The organism is Pseudomonas paraversuta (assembly GCF_904063065.1).
In the GTDB taxonomy this organism is placed as follows: domain Bacteria; phylum Pseudomonadota; class Gammaproteobacteria; order Pseudomonadales; family Pseudomonadaceae; genus Aquipseudomonas; species Aquipseudomonas paraversuta.
This window is the reverse complement of the sequence record NZ_CAJFCL010000005.1, coordinates 150933-170055: the sequence shown is the minus strand read 5'-3', so window position 1 is coordinate 170055 and position 19123 is coordinate 150933. Positions and strand designations below refer to the sequence as shown.

Sequence of the window (19123 nt, the reverse complement as noted above, 5' to 3'; positions counted from 1 at the left end):
TGCCGTCCTTATTTTGTTATTGGAAAGCCTTTCGCGCGCCTCTATGGGCGAACTCAATACAACCAATAGAACACAATAAATAATTTATTTGTATACAATTTTTAAATGGAAAACCCTAAATCATTAGGCCTTGCGCCCTATTACAAGGGGGATCGGCTATTACAAACTGATTCTACAAAACCCATTGACCTGCGCACCGGAGCATGAATACACTCGCCAAACAGCCACTTGTATACAATTATAAAACGTAAGAGGCACAAAACGATGAGCAAAATGAGAGCAATCGAAGCCGCCGTTCTGGTGATGCGTCGCGAAGGTGTCGATACCGCATTCGGTATCCCGGGCGCCGCGATCAACCCGCTGTACTCTGCCCTGCAAAAGGTCGGCGGCATCGATCACGTCCTTGCTCGCCACGTCGAAGGCGCCTCGCATATGGCCGAGGGTTATACCCGCACCAAAGCCGGCAACATCGGCGTGTGCATCGGCACCTCCGGCCCCGCCGGGACCGACATGGTGACCGGCCTGTACAGCGCCTCTGCCGACTCGATCCCGATTCTGTGCATCACCGGCCAGGCCCCGCGTGCGCGGATGCATAAAGAAGACTTCCAGGCCGTGGACATCACCAGCATCGTCAAGCCCGTGACCAAGTGGGCAACCACGGTCATGGAGCCGGGCCAGGTGCCTTATGCCTTCCAGAAGGCCTTTTACGAAATGCGCTCCGGGCGTCCCGGACCGGTGCTGATCGATCTGCCGTTTGATGTGCAAATGGCAGAAATCGAATTCGATATCGACGCCTACGAACCGATGCCGCTGTCCAGGCCGACGGCGACCCGGATCCAGGCCGAGAAAGCCTTGCACCTGCTCAACCAGGCCGAGCGCCCGCTGCTGGTCAGTGGCGGTGGCGTGATCAACGCTGACGCCAGTGAACTGCTGGTGGAGTTTGCCGAGCTGACCGGGATCCCGGTCATTCCAACCCTGATGGGCTGGGGCACCATTGCCGACGATCACCCGCTGATGGTGGGCATGGTCGGCCTGCAAACCTCCCATCGCTACGGCAACGCCACCCTGCTCAAATCCGACCTGGTGCTGGGCATCGGCAACCGCTGGGCCAACCGCCACACCGGCTCGATCGATGTCTACACCGAAGGCCGCAAATTCATCCACGTCGACATTGAACCGACCCAGATTGGCCGGGTATTTACTCCCGACCTGGGCATCGTTTCCGACGCCGGCTCGGCGCTCAGGATGTTCCTTGAAGTAGCCCGGGAATGGAAAGCCGCCGGCATCCTGAAAAACCGCAGCGCCTGGCTACAAGACTGCCAGCAGCGCAAAGCCACCCTGCACCGCAAGACCCACTTCGACAACGTGCCGGTCAAACCGCAACGGGTGTACGAAGAGATGAACCAGGTGTTCGGCAAAGACACCTGCTACGTCAGCACCATCGGTTTGTCGCAGATTGCCGGTGCGCAATTCCTGCACGTGTACAAACCGCGCCACTGGATCAACTGCGGTCAGGCCGGCCCGCTGGGCTGGACCATTCCGGCAGCCCTGGGGGTGGTCAAGGCCGATCCGCAGCGCAATGTCGTGGCCCTGTCCGGCGACTACGACTTCCAGTTCATGATCGAAGAGCTGGCCGTCGGCGCACAGTTCAACTTGCCGTACATCCATGTGGTGGTGAACAACTCCTACCTGGGCTTGATTCGCCAGGCACAGCGCGGGTTTGAAATGGACTACTGCGTGCAGCTGTCTTTCGATAACCTCAATGCTCCGGAGCTCAACGGCTATGGCGTCGACCACGTAGCCGTCGCCCAGGGCCTGGGCTGCAAGGCACTGCGGGTCTTCGAACCGAACGACATCCAGCCGGCACTGCGCAAGGCTCAAGAGCTGATCAAGGAGTTCCGCGTACCGGTGGTGGTGGAAATCATTCTGGAGCGTGTGACCAACATTTCGATGGGCACTGAAATCAACGCAGTCAATGAATTTGAAGACCTGGCGCTGGTAGGCAACGACGCGCCGACCGCCATTTCGATGCTTGACTGACTGACTGCGCCCCTCTCACTTCGGGGAGGGGCATCCCCTTTTCACAGGAGTTCACCATGCCGCGTTTTGCCGCCAACCTGTCCATGCTGTTCACCGAACAGGATTTCCTTGTCCGTTTTCAAGCGGCTGCCAATGCTGGTTTCCACGGCGTTGAATACCTGTTTCCTTACGACTACAGCTCCGCCGAGATCAAGGCCCAGCTCGACGCCAACAAACTGACCCAGGTGCTGTTCAACCTGCCGGCCGGTGACTGGGCCAAGGGCGAGCGCGGCATTGCCTGCCACCCGGACCGGGTTGAAGAATTTCGCGCGGGGGTCGATCTGGCCCTCGCTTATGCACAAGTCCTGGGCAACGACCAGATCAACTGCCTGGCCGGAATTCGCCCCCAGGGCGTGGCCGAGGCCGAGGTCGAAAAAACCCTGGTCAGCAACCTCAAGTACGCCGCCGACAAGCTTCAGGCGGCGGGGATCAGGCTGGTGATGGAGTCGATCAACACCCTCGACATCCCGGGCTTCTACCTGAACAACACCAAGCAGGCACTGGCCATTCAGGACAAGGTCGGCAGTGCCAACCTGTTCCTGCAATACGACATCTATCACATGCAAATCATGGAAGGGGATCTGGCCCGCACGATGCAGGCGCACCTGCCGCAGATCAACCACATCCAGCTGGCCGACAACCCGGGGCGCCACGAACCCGGCACCGGCGAGATCAATTATCGCTTCCTGTTCGAGCACCTTGACCGTATTGGCTATCAAGGCTGGGTCGGCTGCGAATACAAGCCGCTGACCAGCACCGAAGCCGGTCTTGCGTGGCTCAAAACCCATAACGCGGTTTAAGCGCGACTACGGGTCTTTTGTGGGAGCCGGCTTGCCAGCGACTGGATCACCCGGCGAAAACGGAAACATCGCATCGCTGGCAAGCCAGCTCCCACGGACCTGCATCAGCTGCAAATAAAAACAAGAGGATTTGTCATGGCTAAAATCGGATTTATCGGCACCGGCATCATGGGCTCACCCATGGCCAGCAACCTGCAAAAGGCCGGGCACAGCCTGTTCCTGTCCACCCACCACGGTGCAGCTCCTGCCGATCTGGTGGCCGCTGGCGCGGTCGCCCTGGCCAGCCCGCAAGAAGTCGCCCAGGAGGCCGAGTTCATCATCGTCATGGTCCCGGACACCCCCCAGGTCGAGGACGTGCTGTTCCGCGAGGACGGCATCGCTGCCGGCCTGAGCCCGAACAAAGTGGTGATCGACATGAGCTCGATCTCCCCCACTGCGACCAAAGCCTTCGCTGCAAAGATCAATGCCAAAGGCGCGCAATACCTGGACGCACCGGTCTCCGGTGGTGAAGTCGGGGCCAAGGCAGGCACCTTGAGCATCATGGTCGGCGGCGACGAAAAGACCTTCGCCCGCGCCCTGTCCCTGCTCCAGAGCATGGGCAAAAACATCACCCTGGTCGGCGGCAACGGCGACGGTCAGACTGCCAAAGTGGCGAACCAGATCATCGTCGCCCTGAACATTCAGGCGGTGGCTGAAGCCTTGGTGTTTGCCGCCAAAAACGGCGCTGACCCGGCCAAGGTTCGCGAGGCCCTGATGGGCGGTTTTGCCTCTTCGAAAATCCTCGAAGTGCACGGCGAGCGCATGATCAAAGGCACTTTCGATCCGGGCTTCCGCATCAGCCTGCACCAGAAAGACCTCAACCTGGCGCTGGCCGGTGCCCGCGAGCTGGGGATCAACCTGCCCAACACCGCCAACGCACAACAAGTGTTCAGCACCTGCGCCGCCCTGGGTGGCAGCAACTGGGATCACTCGGCACTGATCAAGGGCCTGGAGCACATGGCCAACTTCTCGATCCGCGACAAATAAACCTGACGCTGACGAGGCACGAAGGCAGCGATGCGGGCCGCAGGACCGCGCTTGGCGGTTAGCAGTTAACCGCTAACCGCCAAGCGCTCGCAGCCTTCGTGCCCCGGCCGCGACTCCCCCCCCCCTCCGCGTGCCACGGAACTCCTCATGGGCTCAAACCAACTCAGTCCTGCATGCCCTGACTGGGCCACCGCTCTGTGCGCGGGGTTCAGTCAGATCTTCCTCCAGCGCCAGCCGCTGTGCGGGGTTTTGTGCTTGCTGGCAATTCTGGTCAGTGCCCCGGGCCTGCTCAGTGGCGCGTTGCTGGGAGGGATTGCCGGGCTCTTGACTGCGCAACGCCGTGACTATCCCAAGGCCGAACGCCAGGCAGGCCTCTATAGCTACAACGGCATTCTGTTGGGCATGTTGCTGAGCCACCAACTGCAATGGTCGGCCCTGTTGCCGCTGCTGATCATCGCCAGTGCCGGCCTGAGTACCATGCTGATTCACCAGTGGCTCAAACGCGCGGCAGACGGGCAAAGCCTTCTGGCCTATACCGCGCCCTTTGTCGGGCTGGGCTGGATCCTGCTGCACCTGCACAACCCGCCGGCCCAACCCCTGAATCACGACCTGCCACTCAATGGCCTGACCCTGGGTCTGGCCGTGCTCAAAGGCATTGGCCAGGTCATGTTGCTGCAACACCCCGTGGCCGGATTGCTGATTGCGCTCGGGCTGTGGCTGAGCAGTTGGCGGGCCGCAGGCTGGGCATTGGCGGGATCGCTGGCAGGCCTTTTATTCAGTCTGTATCAACAGGACACCAGTGCCGCACTGAGCGGGCTCGGCGGCTACAACCCGGTGCTGGCCGCCCTGGCCCTGAGCCAGCAGCGACGTCGACCCTGGCTGCCATTGATCGGTATCGTCGTGACCCTGATCCTGACCCCCGGATTCATTGCCCTGGGGCTGCCCCTTTTAACCGCTCCATTTATTCTCGCCTGCTGGCTGGTGCATTCCAGTGTGCGGGTACTCAGACCCGCCGCGGCGAAATCCGAAGAGCAATGCAGGTTGCGCATTGAGCGTTAATCCTTGAACCTTCTGTCATTTAAGGCTCGAGCAACCTACATGAATAACAAGGATTGGCGTCAACGCCTGTACGTCATGGTCTTTCAGGCTGACACGCCTGCCGGGCGGCGCTTTGACACCACGCTGTTACTGATCATTCTGTGCAGCCTGGTGGTGGTGGTGCTCGACAGCATCAACAGCATTCACCGCGACTACGCCGATCTGCTGGCTTACATCGAGTGGGGTTTCACCTTTGTCTTTGCCGTGGAGTACGGCCTGCGCCTGTATTGCTCACCCAGGCCCCTGCGCTATGCCTTCAGCTTTTACGGGCTGGTGGACCTGCTGGCGATCGTACCCGGCATTCTGGCGATTTATTACAGTGACGCGCAGTACCTGCTGATCATCCGCATCATCCGCATGCTGCGCATCTTTCGGGTGCTCAAGCTGGTGCCGTACCTCAGCCAGGCCAACTACCTGCTCTCGGCCCTGCGGGGCAGCAAACAGAAAATCATCGTTTTCCTGGTCGGTGTATCGACCCTGGTGACCGTGTTCGGCACCTTGATGTATGTGGTTGAAGGCCCGGAGAACGGCTTTACCAGCATTCCTGTGAGCATCTATTGGGCCATCGTGACCCTGACCACTGTGGGTTATGGTGACATCGTGCCGCAAACCGTCCTCGGGCGAGTCATCTCGGCCATGGTCATGATCACGGGCTACTCGATTATCGCCGTGCCAACCGGTATTTTTACCGCCGAACTGGCCAACGCCATGCGCGGCGAGCAACTGCAGCACGACTGCCCGGCGTGCAAGAAACAACGTCACGAACAGTCCGCCTCATTCTGTTCACGCTGCGGCAATGCTCTATATGCTAAAAATGCATAACCAAAGTGCTTTTTAATCTTTTAAGACCTATGCGGCAGCGACTATAGTCGCTGGCAATTTGCCCCTATTGCTCCCTATAACAAGGAATGCGCAGTGAAAAAACTTTTTAGTGCCTCAATCCTGGCCGCTGGCCTGGCCCTCGGCAGCATTGCCCATGCAGCCACCCCGCCGCCATTGCTAAACGTGTCCTACGATGTGATGCGCGATTTCTACAAGGACTACAATGCCGCGTTCCAGAAACACTGGGAAGCCGAGCATGGCACCAAGCTCAATGTGCAAATGTCCTTTGGCGGTTCGAGCAAACAGGCCCGATCAGTGATTGATGGCCTGCCGGCTGACGTGATCACCATGAACATGGCCACCGACATCAATGCCCTGGCGGATAATGGCCAGCTGGTTCCGCAAAATTGGGTGACCCGCCTGCCGGACAACAGCGCGCCTTTCACTTCGGCCACCGTGTTTATTGTGCGCAAAGGCAACCCCAAAGCCCTGAAAGACTGGCCGGATCTGCTAAAGGATGGCGTGCAAGTGATAGTGCCAAACCCGAAAACCTCGGGTAACGGCCGCTACACCTTCCTTTCGGCCTGGGGCTATGTTCTGAAGAACGGCGGCGATGAAACCAAGGCCAAGGAGTTCGTCGGCAAACTGTTCAAGCAGGCTCCTGTACTGGACACCGGCGGCCGTGCAGCCACCACCACCTTTATGACCAACCAGATCGGCGACGTGCTGGTGACCTTCGAAAACGAAGCGGAAATGATCGCCCGCGAGTTCGGTCGCGACCAGTTCGAAGTGATCTACCCGAGCGTGTCGGCCGAAGCCGAGCCGCCAGTGACCGTAGTCGACAAGGTGGTGGACAAAAAAGGCACCCGCGCAACGGCCGAAGAATATCTGAAGTACCTGTGGTCCCCTGAAGGTCAGGAAATCGCCGCCAAAAACTACCTGCGTCCACGGGACCAGGCAATCCTGGCCAAGTACAACGACCGCTTCCCGAAAGTCGATTTCCTGTCGGTTGAGAAAACCTTCGGCGACTGGCGCGACGTGCAGAAAAAGTACTTCAACGACGGTGGCGTGTTCGACCAGATCTACAACGGTCAATAACCCCCACCCACGAACTTGTCTGTAGGAGCGAGCTTGCTCGCGAGCTTTTTCAACGCCACAACGAAGAGCTCGCTCCTGCAGGTTGGTTCGCAACCACCTCAAGGCTGTACAAAAACACAGTAAAAACAGTTGCCCTTCAGCCATTCTCTGCCATGCTGTGCACCTTCTGTGCGGCATGATGAATGAGTGGAGCTATGCGGCTGTTTCTGTGCGAAAAACCTTCCCAGGCCAAAGATATTGCGGCCGTGCTCGGTGCCAGCCGACGCGGTGATGGCTGCTGGGTGGGCCCCGCTGTCACCGTCACCTGGTGCATCGGTCACTTGCTCGAAACCGCCCCGCCCGATGCCTACGACGAGCGCTACAAGCGCTGGGTGCTGGCCGATCTGCCGATCATTCCCGAAAAGTGGAAAATGCGCGTCAAGCCCAAGACCGCCAGCCAGTTCAAGGCCGTCAAACGCCTGCTCGGCGAAGCCAGCGAACTGGTGATCGCCACCGACGCCGATCGCGAAGGTGAAATGATCGCCCGTGAACTGGTCGAGCACTGCCGCTATCGCGGGCCGATCCAGCGCCTGTGGCTGTCAGCCCTGGATGACGCGTCTATTCGCAAGGCCCTGGCCGCCCTCAAGCCGGGCAGCGAAACCTTTAACCTCTATCACTCGGCCCTGGGCCGCTCGCGGGCCGACTGGCTGATCGGGATGAACATGAGCCGCCTGTTCACCCTGCTCGGGCGCCAGTCCGGCTATCAGGGCGTACTGCCGGTGGGCCGGGTACAAACCCCCACCCTGCGACTGGTGGTCGACCGCGATCGCAGCATCAGCGACTTCGTACCCGTGGCTTACTGGGCCATCGACGTGCAGCTCAAACACGACGGGCAGTTGTTCACCGCTCAGTGGCGGGCCGATCCCGACACCTGCGACGAACAGGATCGCTGCCTCAATCAGGCCCATGCCCAGCAGGCGGCCGACGCCATCAACAGCGCCGGCAGTGCCCGGGTGAGCAAATTGCGCACCGAACGCATGCGGGAAGTCGCGCCACTGCCATTCGACCTCGGCACCCTGCAAGAAGTGTGTTCGAAAAAGCTCGGCCTCGGCGCCCAGGAAACCCTGGACATCGCCCAGGCGCTGTACGAAACCTACAAGGTGGTCACCTACCCGCGCAGTGACTGCGGTTACCTGCCGCAAAGCCAGCACAGCGAAGCAGCATCGATTCTGGCCGCCCTGCAGCAAGCCGACCCGAGCCTGGCACCGCTGGCCGGACACCTCGACCCGCAACGCCGCTCCCGGGCCTGGAACGACGCCAAAGTCAGTGCTCACCACGGCATCATTCCTACGGCAGCGGCGAAAAACCTGGAACGCCTGACGGGCAAACACCGTGCGGTGTATACCCTGATTCGCGCACGCTATCTGGCGCAATTCCTGCCCAACCACGAATACGATCGCACCCAGGCCGACTTCGATTGCGCCGGCCAGGCCCTGCGCGCCGTGGGCAAACAAATTGTCGAAGCCGGCTGGAAACGCGCCCTGCCCGAGGCCCTGGCTCCGGCCAGGGGTCGCGAAGCTGCGGCCCCGCAACCATTGCCGATTTTGCGCGAGGGTCTGGACTGCGCCATTGCCAACGTCCACCTCAAAGACCTGTGGACCCAGCCACCCAAGCCTTTCACCGAAGGCGACCTGATCAAGGCAATGAAAAACGTCGCCAAACTGGTGCAGGACCCGCTGTTAAAACAAAAGCTCAAGGACACCACCGGCATCGGCACCGAGGCCACCCGCGCCAGGATCATTCAGGGGCTGCTGGATCGTGGCTACCTGATCAAAAACGGCAAGGCCCTGGCCGCCACTGCGCCGGCCTTCAGCCTGATCGATGCGGTGCCCCGCGCCATCGCCGACCCCGGCACCACTGCCATCTGGGAACAAGCGCTGGACATGGTGCAAAGCGGTGAAATGACCCTGGAGACCTTCGTCGCCAAACAGGCGGCGTGGATGAGCAAACACATCTCCCGCTGCAGTGGCATGACCATGACCATCAGCGGCCCGGCCAGCCCGGCGGGCATGGCGCCGGCGTGGAAGAAAAAACGTAAGGCAGCGCCCGCCAGGGCAAAGCCGAAGCGGGCGGTGAAAGCTAAAAGCACTTGAGCCGGCGGCTGCCGGTCAAAGCGTCAGCGAGCCGTTGATGCAGGTCACTGCGGCACCGCCGACCCAGATATCGGCGCCGACTTTCTCAATCGATACCCGCCCTTCCCGGCCCATGGCCGTGCCCTGGCTGGCCACATAGCGCGACGGAGCAATACCCTCGCCAATCAACCATTGCGCCAGCCCGGCATTCAGGCTGCCGGTCACCGGATCTTCCGACATGCCGTCACCGGCAACGAAGGCACGGACTTCAAATTGCGCTTCAGTGCCGTCGCGCTCGGGGTTCCACGGGGCGACTACGCCGACCACCCGATTATGCAACTGTGAAAAGTCCGGCTTCAGCGCCAGCACCTGTTCGCGATCGCGCAGCAGCAACCCCAGCCAGCCGGGACCATTGTCGATCCAGCGGGCCTGCACCACCGCCCGGGTGTCGATCCCCAGGCCACTGCAGATGCGCTGCAGCAGGTCGTCATCCAGGGCTTCGTCGCGCAGCAGAGGCGGTGCAGTGAAAGCCAGCTGTCCATTCTGGCGACGAACCCGGATCAGGCCCACGGCGCATTCCTGGATGATTTCTTCACCCCGCGGCTTGCCACCTGCTTCCAGCCAGGCATGGCAACTGCCCAACGTCGGGTGCCCGGCAAAGGGCAGCTCCCTGAGGGTGGTGAAAATCCGCAGGCGATAATCTGCTTCCGGGTTTTGCGGTTTGAGGACGAAAGTGGTTTCACTGAGGTTGGTCCAGCGCGCAAAGTCGGCCATTTGCTGATCGGTCAGACTGTCCGCGTTCAACACCACCGCCACCGGGTTGCCTTTGAGGGCAACCGTGCTGAAAACATCCACTTGTTTGAATTCAAATTGGCTCACTGCGACCTCCTGTTTTCGAATAAATCGCAGCCTACCATGGCCCCCCGCACTGTAGGAGCGGGCTTGCCCGCGAGCTTTTTGTTGCTGCGTTGAAAAAGCTCGCGAGCAAGCTCGCTCCTACAGGGTCAATGGCAAACCGGTATCATCGCTGCAGATTTAACTCAGGAGCACAGCATGACTGCACGTACCTTCCTCATCACTGGTGCCAGCAAAGGTATCGGTCGCGCCCTGGCAACCTGGCTGGCGCAAGCCGGGCATACCGTGGTGGGCATCGCCCGCAATGCCGATGACCCGAGCTTTCCCGGCACGCTGGTGGCGCTGGATCTGGCCGACCGCGAACGTAGCGCCCAGGTGCTCGGGGAACTCAGCGAACGCTTTGCGTTTGACGGGCTGGTGAATAACGTAGGGCTGGTTCGCCCTCAAGCACTGGGTGAGATCGATCTGAATGCGTTTGATGACGTAATGCGGGTCAACCTGCACTCGGCGCTGCAAGCCACCCAGGCTTTGCTGCCGGGGATGCAGGCACGGGGCTGGGGCCGGATTGTCAATATTTCCAGCCTGACGGTGCTGGGCATCGCTCAACGCACCGCCTATGCCGCGGCCAAAGCTGCACTGGTCAGCTTCACCCGTTCGTGGGCACTGGAGCTGGCGCAAAGCGGGATCACCGTGAACGCCGTGGCCCCGGGCCCTACAGAAACCGAACTGTTCCGTGCCAATAACCCGCCGGGTTCGGCAGGCGAAGCCCGCTATCTGGCCGGAGTGCCGATGGCACGTCTGGGACAACCCGAGGAAATTGCCTCGGCAATTGCCTTCCTGCTCTCGGAGAACAGCGGCTTCATCACCGGCCAGACCCTGTTTGTCGACGGCGGTGCCTCGGTAGGCAAGGCCGCGTTTTAATGCGCATGCGGGCAAGCGCACGGCACTTGCCCGCACCACCGAACGATTTACACCAGGTCGGTACCGTCACGTCTGGCCTTGCGCATATCGCGGTACACGCTGACGCACAGGGTGATCATCACGCCCGCCGCTATCACCGGCCAGATCATTACATAAAGGGTTAACGCGTAGCTGGACATGGGGAATCTCCTTGTTCAATTGCAGGTTTATCCGAGGTTTCGGGCACAGGGTTGTAGTGGAAGGCCACCACACGCTCATTGATGCAGTCGAAATCAAAGTTTTCGTTGGACAGCAAACTCACCAGTACACAGACCACGGTGCTGATGCCGTAGGCAGTGAGTGAACTGAGCAAAACCGGGTAGTCGCGCAAGAAGCCAAAGGCAAAGGGTGCAAGCACCAGAAACGCCAAGCCGCCCAAGGTGAATCCGACCTTGCGTCCGAAGAAACCAAAGGCCATCAAACCTATGACTACCCCGCCACCGACCGATGCAAAGAGTTCGAAGAACAGGGCCACCACTCCCTGCAGTTCCAGCAGTTCGAAGCGCGCCACCAGAAACATGACAAAACCGGCAATGGCCGCACTGGTGAAGGCGGCATTGGTGATGCGCCCCCAGTACAGGCTGGCGATTACCGGGAACACGATGGCTCCCCACAGTGCGCCGACAAAAATCAGCATGGTCAGGATGTCCAGCTTGAGACTGGCGAAAACCACCGCGAGCATCGTCGCCACCACCATGGTCATGCGCCCGACGAACAACATGGTTTTAGGATTGGGTTTGCCCTTGGCCATATTTTTGCCATAGACGTCGGTCATCACCAGCGCCGACAACGCTGACAGATCCGAATCGGCAGTGGACGACAGCGAGCCAATCACCATGATGAAAAACAGCCCGACCGCAAAAGGTGGCAAGTAGGTCGAGGCCATCTGCGGGATCAGGTTGTTAAGGTCGCCGTCCACCGGTTGCACACCGGCCAGTAAAGCCAGAAAACCCAGCATGCCAAGACCGATCACGATCGAGGCATAGCCGATGGTAGCCGTGACAAAGGTCGATTTCATCAGGTCTTCACGCACCGCGAACAGCCGCTGGGCGATGGTCTGGTTACCAATGGCATACGCCAGCACCGCGACAAAATAGGGGGCGCCCTGCTCCAGAATCGCGGTTTTCGAGTAAAAACTCGCTTGTTCGGCAGAAATATTCGGCATGCCCCGGGCAAATAATTCCGGGCCGCCGAGCTGGAAGAAAATAATCGGAATAATCACCACGGCCGCGAAGATCATGGCGATCAACTGACCGAAATCCGTCAGCACCGAAGAGCGAAAACCCGACCAGATGGTGTAGCCCAGAATCCCGAAGCCTGCGATCAAGACCCCGTGGATAAAGCTCAAGGGCGAGAGTACGGCCACCAGCGCCCCGGCGGCGGTGAAGTTGACCATCAGGCTGATCATGCTCCCGACAATATTGGAGCCCGCCAGAATCATCTGGCTGGAGCGCCCGTGCCGGGCATGCATGATTTCCGCCAGGGTATGAGCCTTGGGTGCCAGCTCGCGAAAACGCCGGCCGAAGGGGTAGATAAACAGAATCATCAGCGCGCCCCAGAAGCCGTAATGCAGCGCCCCCGAAAGACCGAACTTGTAGCCTGAGCTGGCAGCGGCATAGAACGAGGCCGCCCAGATCCAGGTGGCGGTCATGCTGGCAGCCGCCATGCCGAAGCCAATGGAATTATTGGAGACCATATATCCATCGACGTTTTCGTCCTTGCGCCCGACGCGCAACGACACCAGAAAGGTCAGGCCATAGAAACAGAACAGAAGCAGCAACACGGTGGGGGTGGAAAGTTGAAACATTCCTTTCTCCTTTTTATGTGCGCCACAGTCGTCACAGTCGCAACGAAAGGCCGATAAAGGCAGGCGCAAAACAACCCGGGTTTCCTGACAGGCAGGCAGCGACGGACAGCGGTCCGCTGGGTTGTTTTCATGAAGGCTGACAAGGGACGGGACGCAAAGGGCGACCCAGGTCCAAAGGTAAAGCGTGCGCCAGCACGTTGAACCCTGTGCTTGCAGCAATGGCCGGCAAGAGCCGGAAGATGAGTCGGTATCCAAGGCACAAGGCCTGACACCGACAGCCGGGAATTATAACAGGCTTGGGGCGGGGATTGCCGCTTGCAGTCCCATAAACAAAAACGGCGACCCGAGGGCCGCCGTTACTACATCACTTGAACTGCCGGCTCAACCCCGGCGGAACACCGCTGGTGTCGGTCTCTTCCCACGGGCCATTGGGGCTGACTGCCCGGCTCCAGCCATTGTCCCAACGGTAGTAGGCACGCTGGCGATAGAAGATGTTGGTCTGGTCATCCAGCACATAGACCCCCATGCGCGCATCCCAATGGCTCGGGCCACCGGGTGGCGGCGCGAAGGTGGCCGAAGTCCGCGGCAGCGGCTTGGGCGGCTTGGGGATGGGCATGTCCGGCAACGGCTGACCCGAAGGCTGCGGCGCCGGTTGCGGAGCGGGCGTCGATGGCGCCGAGGGTTCATAGGGCTGATGAACCGCACAGGCACTGAGGCCTAAAACCAGACTGAGCACAGTGATGCGTACAAGGACGGCCATGGATAATTCTCTTGTCATTGATTGCCCTGCAGGAGCGAGCTTGCTGGCGAGCTTTTCGTTGCCGCTTTGAAAAAGCTCGCTCCTGGGGGTTCCCGGTTATTTGTCCGGACTGTCGATGGTCAGCTGTTGCAGCTGCGTGGTGCTGCTGGACAGCGGTTTGCCCCGCCCTATCCACTCGCCGGCTGTTGGCTGGCCGGCGCGGGAGATGCGTGCCATGAGTTGGACTTCAGGAAAGTTGGACAGTTTCAATTGCGGCATCATTGCGTCGACATCACCCAGTTCAACGGTGATCGGCAGGTCGGCCACGGTCACGCGCTTGACCGCCAGGGGTGCCGGCGGGCCTGAGACTGCACGGGCGAAGATGAAGACGCTGTCACCCGGCAGGACCTGGGCCTTGACTGCATCAGCCAGATCGACACTGACCTTGATCGAAGCCCGGGCCTTGGCCGCAGGGGCCTCTTCGACTTTGCCACCACTGGCCAGCAACTGCTGACGAGCACGTTCGATGCCGCCTTCCAGCGCTTCACGGGACTTGTCACCCTGGGGCAGCTCGTTGAGCAGACGCTGCCAATAGGTGATGGCTTCCTGATAACGCTTGCCTTCAAAGGCGGCGATACCCAGCAGACCGAGGCTGGTGACTTCTTTCGGATCGGCCTTCAGGGCTTCATCGGTCAGCGCCTGGGTCTTGTCGCTCCACTGTTTGTCATCGGCAAAGTACTGCGCCTGGGCCCACTGACCCAACAACTCCGGCTGACGGCCGGCCAGGGCCACGGTGCGCTCAAACACTTTGGCGGCGTCGGCCGGGCGGTTTTGCGCCATATAGGCACGCCCCAGGAAATACAGGCCTTCGGCCGAGTCCGGCTGCGCTGCCGCAGCACGCTCCAGGCGCGCGACCATCTCTTCAAGGGATTGCGGCGGTTGCGAGAATTCGCGGGTCAGCTCGACTTTATCGCTGGAGCCATAGTGCAGGTACAGGCCCAGACCCAATACCGGAACCATGATCGCTGCCAGCAGTGGCAAGGCTTTGCCCAGGCTGGAAACCCGCGCCGGGGCCACGCCTTCAGTGTCTGCCAGCAATTCCCGGGCGGCTTCGGCACGCCCGGCTTCCAGCTGCCCGGCGTTCAATACGCCCTCTTCAAGCTGCTGCTGCAATTCAGCCAGACGCTCCTGATACAACGCCACGTTGAGCGCGGTACGGTCTTCTTCACGCTGGGCACGACGCCCGCGCAGTACCGGAATCAATAAAAAACTGAGGGCAATGAGTAGCAGCAAGCCTGCTGCGAGCCAGAAATCAATCATCTTTGGTTTTATCCAGCAAAGTGTCGAGGCGCTGACGCTCTTCGACAGAAAGTGTGTCCGAGCCTGCAGCCTGCGGGGCTCGACGACGGCGACCGACAATCACCCCGATCAGCACCAGGCCACCGAGCAGCAAGGCGAACGGGCCAAACCAGAGCACTGCGGTCTTGCTGGTCAGGGCCGGCTTGTAGAGCACGAAATCGCCGTAGCGCGCGACCATGAAGTCGAGGATTTGCTGGTTGTCCTTGCCCTCGCCCAGCATGCGGTAGATCTCGCGCCGCAGGTCGGTGGCGATCGGTGCATTGGAGTCGGCAATGTCCTGATTCTGACACTTGGGGCAACGCAGTTCCTGGGTCAGCTCACGAAAACGCGCGCGTTCGGCATCATTGGCAAACTCATAGGTGTCGATGGCCCCCTGGGCCACGCCGCTCAGGGCCAGGCCCAGGGCTGCTGCCGCTAACCAGCGCTTCATGGCTTGGCCTCGTCAACCAGCGCCTGATAGCGGCTGGCCAGTTGTTCGCGCCAAACGGTTTCATCGATCACACCGACAAACTTGTGGCGAATGATGCCCTTGCTGTCGATCAGGAAGGTCTCGGGCGCACCGTACACCCCGAGGTTCAGGCCCAGCGAGCCGTCTGCATCGTTGATGTCCAGCTGGTAGGGATTGTGAAAGTCCTTGAGCCATTTTTTGGCGTCGGCATTCACGTCCTTGTAGTTGACGCCGTAAATCACCACACCCTGCTCGGCCAGTTTGGTCAGCACCGGGTGCTCGACCCGGCACGAAATGCACCAGGTGGCCCACACGTTGACCAGCGCCGGCTTGCCCTTGAGGTCGGCCTCGGTCAGGGTCTTGTCGCCCTCGACCGCTGGCAGGCTGAAGGCCGGGAACGGTTTGTCGATCATTGCCGAGGGCAATTCGGTGGGGTCCAGGTACAGGCCTCTGTAGAGAAACCACGCCATGCCCAGAAATACGGCCAGCGGAACCAGCATCAACCAGCGCTTCATACGGTGGCTCCTGTCATGCCCAATGCTTCACGCACGCGGCTTTTAACCTTGACCCGATAACGCCGGTCTATCGCTGCCAGCAAACCGCCAAAGCCTGTGAGCAGGCCGCCGAACCAGATCCAGCGCACGAACGGTTTGACATGCACCCGTACGGCCCAGGCACCGTTATCCAGCGGTTCACCCAGTGCTACATAGAGGTCACGGGTAAAGCCGGCATCGATCCCGGCTTCGGTCATCATCGAGTTCTGCACCGTGTACAAACGTTTTTCCGGGTGCAGCACGCTGACTTCCTTGCCGTTACGGATCACCCGTACCGTGCCTTTGTCCGATGTGAAGTTGGGGCCCTGGTAATGCTTGGCACCTTCAAAAATGAAGTGATAACCACCCAGTTCCATGGACTCGCCCGGCGCCAGACGCAAGTCGCGCTCGGCACTGTTCTGGCTCGACAACACCACGCCCAGCGCGCAGACCGCAATCCCCAGGTGGGCGATCTGCATGCCCCAGTAGCTGCGGGTCAGGCTGCGCATGCCTTTGATCAGGCCTTTGTGACGGGTTTTGTCGCCAATGTCGCGCACCCCGGCCAGCAACACCCAGGCCGCCAGCATAAAGGTGGTGATCACCGCCCAGTTGAAGTCGCCATAGGCTACGCCGGCAATCGCCGCCAGCGCCGCACTGCCCAGCAGCACCGGGGTCAGCATGCTCAGCAGCCATTTGACCGGAGTGTCTTTCCAGCGCACCAGCATGCCGACGGCCATTACCACCATCAGCAAGCCCATCAGTGGAATGAACATGGCGTTGAAATACGGCGGGCCGACCGACATCTTGGCGCCACTGATGGCATCCAGAATCAGCGGATACAAGGTGCCCAGCAGAATCATCGAAGCGGCCACCACCAGCACCAGGTTATTGCCCAGCAGCAAGGTTTCGCGGGACCACAGCTTGAAGCTGACGTGGCTCTTGACCACCGGTGCACGCAACGCAAACAGGGTCAGCGAACCGCCTACGACAAACAGCAGGAAAATCAGGATGAACACCCCGCGCTCGGGGTCGGAGGCAAACGCGTGGACCGACGTCAGCACGCCGGAACGCACCAGGAAGGTCCCCAGCAGGCTCAACGAAAAGGCGGCAATCGCCAGCAACACGGTCCAGCTTTTGAACACTCCGCGTTTTTCGGTCACGGCCAGCGAGTGAATCAGCGCAGTGCCCACCAGCCATGGCATGAACGAGGCGTTTTCTACCGGGTCCCAGAACCACCAGCCGCCCCAGCCAAGCTCGTAATACGCCCACCACGAACCCAGGGTGATACCGATACCGAGAAAGGCCCAGGCAACGATGGTCCACGGACGCGACCAGCGGGCCCAGGCAGCATCCAGCCGACCGCCGAGCAAGGCGGCAATGGCGAAGGCAAAGGCCACCGAGAAACCGACATAGCCCATGTACAGCATCGGCGGGTGAACGATCAGACCGATGTCCTGCAGCAGCGGGTTAAGGTCATTGCCGTTTGCAGGAATTTGCGGAAGCAGACGTACGAACGGATTCGAAGTCATGATCAGAAACAGCAGGAAGCCGATACTGATCATGCCCATGATCGCCAGCACCCGGGCCAGCATCACTTGCGGCAACTGGCGCGAGAAGATCGACACGGCGAAGGTCCAGCCCCCCAGAATCATCGCCCACAACAGCAGCGAACCTTCGTGGGCGCCCCACACGGCGCTGAACTTGTAGTACCAGGGCAGCGCGCTGTTGGAGTTGCTCGCCACGTACGCCACCGAGAAATCATCACTCATAAAGGCGTAGGTCAGGCAACCGAACGAAAACAGCAGGAAGGCAAACTGGCCCCAGGCGGCAGGTTGCGCCAGGCTCATCCACAACTTGTCGCCGCGCCAGGCACCCAGCAGCGGCACGATGGCCTGCACGATGGCAAAGCACAGGGCCAGAATCATGGCCAGCTGGCCCAATTCAGGAACAAACAGTCCAAACGTCATTACTTAACCCTCTTTAGCCGGTACAGGCGCGGACTGGCCACTTTCATTCAACGCTTTGGTCACTTCGGGCGGCATGTATTTTTCGTCGTGCTTGGCCAGCACTTCATCAGCCACCACCACACCCTGGGCGTTGAGCTTGCCCAGCGCGACGAGGCCCTGCCCCTCACGGAACAGATCCGGGAGGATGCCGCGATAAGCGATGGTTACAGACTTGTTGAAATCGGTGACCACGAACTGCACGTCCAGCGAGTCGCCAGAGCGTTTCAGCGAACCGGCTTGCACCATGCCGCCGGCACGAATACGGGTGTCCAGCGGGGCTTCGCCATTGGCGATCTGGGTCGGGGTGTAGAACAGGTTGATGTTCTGCTGCAGGGCACTCAAGGCCAGGGCAACGGCAATGCCTACCCCCACCAGAATTGCCAGGATGATGATCAAACGTTTTTTGCGCAGCGGATTCACTTCGAGTTCTCCCGGCGCAAACGACGCGCCTCTTGTTGCAGATAACGCCGGCGCGCCACAATCGGCAGCGCTACGTTCAACCCCAGCACTGCCAGGCAAATGCCATAGGCCGACCAGACATATACCGCGTGATGGCCCATGGCGATAAAGTCGCCGAAAGACGCAAAGCTCATCGTCCACCCTCCAGCGCTTTCAATACCAGGGCCTTGACCCAGCTACTGCGGGCCTCGCGTTTGAGTACTTCGAGGCGCATGCGCAACAACAGCACGGCGCCAAAGAAGCAATAAAAACCCAGCACCGTCAGCAGCAATGGCAACCACATTTCCATCGGCATGGCCGGTTTTTCGGTCAGGGTGAAGGTCGCGCCCTGGTGCAGGGTGTTCCACCACTCGACCGAGTATTTGATGATCGGGATATTGATCACGCCGACAATCGCCAATACCGCGCAGGCCTTGGCCGCGCTGTCGCGATTGGTGATGGCATTGCCCAGGGCAATGAGGCCGAAGTACAGAAACAACAGGATCAGCATCGAGGTCAGGCGAGCATCCCACACCCACCACGAGCCCCAGGTCGGTTTGCCCCAGATAGCACCGGTGAGCAGCGCCACGGCGGTCATCCAGGCACCGATGGGCGCTGCGCACTGCAGGGCCACGTCGGCGATTTTCATCTTCCAGACCAGGCCAACCACGCCGCACACCGCCAGCATCACATAACAGGACTGGGCCAGCATCGCCGCCGGCACATGGATATAAATGATCCGGAAGCTATTGCCCTGCTGGTAGTCGGGCGGCGCAAATGCCAGACCCCAGACTACCCCGCAGGTAATCAGCAACGCTGCCGCAATGCTTAACCAGGGCAGCAGGCGCCCGCTGATGGCATAGAACCATTTGGGCGAGCCGAGTTTGTGAAACCAAGTCCAGTTCATCACGCTGTTTCCATCACGGTGCTTTGCCACGCCCGAG

The 19123-nt window shown here is 60.2% G+C and carries 19 protein-coding genes; 8 read left to right on the top strand and 11 right to left on the bottom strand.

Annotation, left to right across the window (positions count from 1 at the left end; all coding sequences use genetic code 11):
• Positions 1-264 precede the first annotated feature (264 nt).
• The 7 genes from gcl (at position 265) to JQ845_RS12080 (ending at position 9055) form a co-directional block, all read left to right on the top strand.
• Positions 265-2040, top strand: coding sequence for a glyoxylate carboligase (gene gcl, locus JQ845_RS12110; protein ID WP_010656420.1), 1776 nt, complete (start codon positions 265-267; stop codon positions 2038-2040).
• 56 nt (positions 2041-2096) lie between these two features.
• Positions 2097-2879 carry a hydroxypyruvate isomerase gene (gene hyi / locus JQ845_RS12105; RefSeq protein ID WP_003441941.1) on the top strand — a complete coding sequence of 261 codons (783 nt, stop codon included), beginning with the start codon at positions 2097-2099 and terminating at the stop codon, positions 2877-2879.
• Positions 2880-3014: 135 nt separating this feature from the next.
• Complete coding sequence (locus JQ845_RS12100; protein ID WP_003441938.1) at positions 3015-3905, top strand: 2-hydroxy-3-oxopropionate reductase; 891 nt, start codon at positions 3015-3017, stop codon at positions 3903-3905.
• A gap of 147 nt (positions 3906-4052) precedes the next feature.
• Positions 4053-4964, top strand: coding sequence for an urea transporter (locus JQ845_RS12095; RefSeq protein WP_010656421.1), 912 nt, complete (start codon positions 4053-4055; stop codon positions 4962-4964).
• A gap of 39 nt (positions 4965-5003) precedes the next feature.
• Positions 5004-5825 carry an ion transporter gene (locus JQ845_RS12090; protein WP_003441923.1) on the top strand — a complete coding sequence of 274 codons (822 nt, stop codon included), beginning with the start codon at positions 5004-5006 and terminating at the stop codon, positions 5823-5825.
• Positions 5826-5918: 93 nt separating this feature from the next.
• The gene (locus JQ845_RS12085) at positions 5919-6923 is read left to right on the top strand and encodes a sulfate ABC transporter substrate-binding protein (RefSeq protein WP_003441920.1); all 1005 of its coding nucleotides are present in this window, start codon (positions 5919-5921) and stop codon (positions 6921-6923) included.
• A gap of 194 nt (positions 6924-7117) precedes the next feature.
• Positions 7118-9055: a DNA topoisomerase III gene (locus tag JQ845_RS12080; protein WP_203009030.1), complete on the top strand. Its 1938-nt coding sequence runs from the start codon at positions 7118-7120 to the stop codon at positions 9053-9055.
• 15 nt (positions 9056-9070) lie between these two features.
• On the opposite strand, the gene JQ845_RS12075 is transcribed toward JQ845_RS12080, so the two are convergent.
• The gene (locus tag JQ845_RS12075) at positions 9071-9913 is read right to left on the bottom strand and encodes a PhzF family phenazine biosynthesis protein (protein WP_161718840.1); all 843 of its coding nucleotides are present in this window, start codon (positions 9911-9913) and stop codon (positions 9071-9073) included.
• Positions 9914-10087: 174 nt separating this feature from the next.
• Here JQ845_RS12075 and JQ845_RS12070 point away from each other — a divergent pair, with 174 nt between their 5' ends.
• Entirely contained in the window at positions 10088-10810 is a 723-nt protein-coding gene (locus JQ845_RS12070; RefSeq protein ID WP_203009029.1) for an SDR family oxidoreductase, read from the top strand.
• 47 nt (positions 10811-10857) lie between these two features.
• Here JQ845_RS12070 and JQ845_RS22980 read toward each other — a convergent pair whose 3' ends face one another.
• The 10 genes from JQ845_RS22980 to JQ845_RS12025 all read right to left on the bottom strand — a co-directional run bounded on the left by JQ845_RS22980 (position 10858) and on the right by JQ845_RS12025 (position 19089).
• Positions 10858-10989, bottom strand: a complete 132-nt coding sequence (locus JQ845_RS22980) for a putative transporter small subunit (protein ID WP_003441916.1) — start codon at positions 10987-10989, stop codon at positions 10858-10860.
• Entirely contained in the window at positions 10971-12656 is a 1686-nt protein-coding gene (locus JQ845_RS12065; protein WP_003441915.1) for a sodium:solute symporter family protein, read from the bottom strand. Before JQ845_RS12065 ends, JQ845_RS22980 begins: the two co-directional genes overlap by 19 nt.
• A gap of 364 nt (positions 12657-13020) precedes the next feature.
• A complete protein-coding gene (locus JQ845_RS12060; RefSeq protein ID WP_003441914.1) occupies positions 13021-13416 on the bottom strand; it encodes a hypothetical protein in 396 nt (131 codons plus the stop codon).
• A gap of 96 nt (positions 13417-13512) precedes the next feature.
• Entirely contained in the window at positions 13513-14715 is a 1203-nt protein-coding gene (gene ccmI / locus JQ845_RS12055; protein WP_003441913.1) for a c-type cytochrome biogenesis protein CcmI, read from the bottom strand.
• Entirely contained in the window at positions 14708-15184 is a 477-nt protein-coding gene (locus tag JQ845_RS12050; protein ID WP_003441910.1) for a cytochrome c-type biogenesis protein, read from the bottom strand. Before JQ845_RS12050 ends, ccmI begins: the two co-directional genes overlap by 8 nt.
• Entirely contained in the window at positions 15181-15717 is a 537-nt protein-coding gene (locus JQ845_RS12045; protein ID WP_003441908.1) for a DsbE family thiol:disulfide interchange protein, read from the bottom strand. The genes JQ845_RS12050 and JQ845_RS12045 overlap by 4 nt, the downstream gene beginning before the upstream one ends.
• A complete protein-coding gene (locus tag JQ845_RS12040; RefSeq protein ID WP_203009028.1) occupies positions 15714-17702 on the bottom strand; it encodes a heme lyase CcmF/NrfE family subunit in 1989 nt (662 codons plus the stop codon). Before JQ845_RS12040 ends, JQ845_RS12045 begins: the two co-directional genes overlap by 4 nt.
• 3 nt (positions 17703-17705) lie before the next feature.
• Positions 17706-18161 carry a cytochrome c maturation protein CcmE gene (gene ccmE, locus JQ845_RS12035; protein ID WP_203009027.1) on the bottom strand — a complete coding sequence of 152 codons (456 nt, stop codon included), beginning with the start codon at positions 18159-18161 and terminating at the stop codon, positions 17706-17708.
• On the bottom strand, positions 18158-18334 hold the full coding sequence (gene ccmD / locus JQ845_RS12030) for a heme exporter protein CcmD (protein WP_003441903.1): 177 nt from the start codon (positions 18332-18334) through the stop codon (positions 18158-18160). Before ccmD ends, ccmE begins: the two co-directional genes overlap by 4 nt.
• Positions 18331-19089 carry a heme ABC transporter permease gene (locus tag JQ845_RS12025; protein ID WP_177412974.1) on the bottom strand — a complete coding sequence of 253 codons (759 nt, stop codon included), beginning with the start codon at positions 19087-19089 and terminating at the stop codon, positions 18331-18333. The genes ccmD and JQ845_RS12025 overlap by 4 nt, the downstream gene beginning before the upstream one ends.
• Positions 19090-19123 lie beyond the last annotated feature (34 nt).

Coding starts and splice junctions, on each gene's coding strand:
- gcl (WP_010656420.1), top strand. CDS start 265: ATGAGCAAAATGAGAGCAATCGAAGCCGCCGTTCTGGTGATGCGTCGC.
- hyi (WP_003441941.1), top strand. CDS start 2,097: ATGCCGCGTTTTGCCGCCAACCTGTCCATGCTGTTCACCGAACAGGAT.
- JQ845_RS12100 (WP_003441938.1), top strand. CDS start 3,015: ATGGCTAAAATCGGATTTATCGGCACCGGCATCATGGGCTCACCCATG.
- JQ845_RS12095 (WP_010656421.1), top strand. CDS start 4,053: ATGGGCTCAAACCAACTCAGTCCTGCATGCCCTGACTGGGCCACCGCT.
- JQ845_RS12090 (WP_003441923.1), top strand. CDS start 5,004: ATGAATAACAAGGATTGGCGTCAACGCCTGTACGTCATGGTCTTTCAG.
- JQ845_RS12080 (WP_203009030.1), top strand. CDS start 7,118: ATGCGGCTGTTTCTGTGCGAAAAACCTTCCCAGGCCAAAGATATTGCG.
- JQ845_RS12070 (WP_203009029.1), top strand. CDS start 10,088: ATGACTGCACGTACCTTCCTCATCACTGGTGCCAGCAAAGGTATCGGT.
- JQ845_RS22980 (WP_003441916.1), bottom strand. CDS start 10,989: ATGTCCAGCTACGCGTTAACCCTTTATGTAATGATCTGGCCGGTGATA.
- JQ845_RS12065 (WP_003441915.1), bottom strand. CDS start 12,656: ATGTTTCAACTTTCCACCCCCACCGTGTTGCTGCTTCTGTTCTGTTTC.
- JQ845_RS12060 (WP_003441914.1), bottom strand. CDS start 13,416: ATGGCCGTCCTTGTACGCATCACTGTGCTCAGTCTGGTTTTAGGCCTC.
- ccmI (WP_003441913.1), bottom strand. CDS start 14,715: ATGATTGATTTCTGGCTCGCAGCAGGCTTGCTGCTACTCATTGCCCTC.
- JQ845_RS12050 (WP_003441910.1), bottom strand. CDS start 15,184: ATGAAGCGCTGGTTAGCGGCAGCAGCCCTGGGCCTGGCCCTGAGCGGC.
- JQ845_RS12045 (WP_003441908.1), bottom strand. CDS start 15,717: ATGAAGCGCTGGTTGATGCTGGTTCCGCTGGCCGTATTTCTGGGCATG.
- JQ845_RS12040 (WP_203009028.1), bottom strand. CDS start 17,702: ATGACGTTTGGACTGTTTGTTCCTGAATTGGGCCAGCTGGCCATGATT.
- ccmD (WP_003441903.1), bottom strand. CDS start 18,334: ATGAGCTTTGCGTCTTTCGGCGACTTTATCGCCATGGGCCATCACGCG.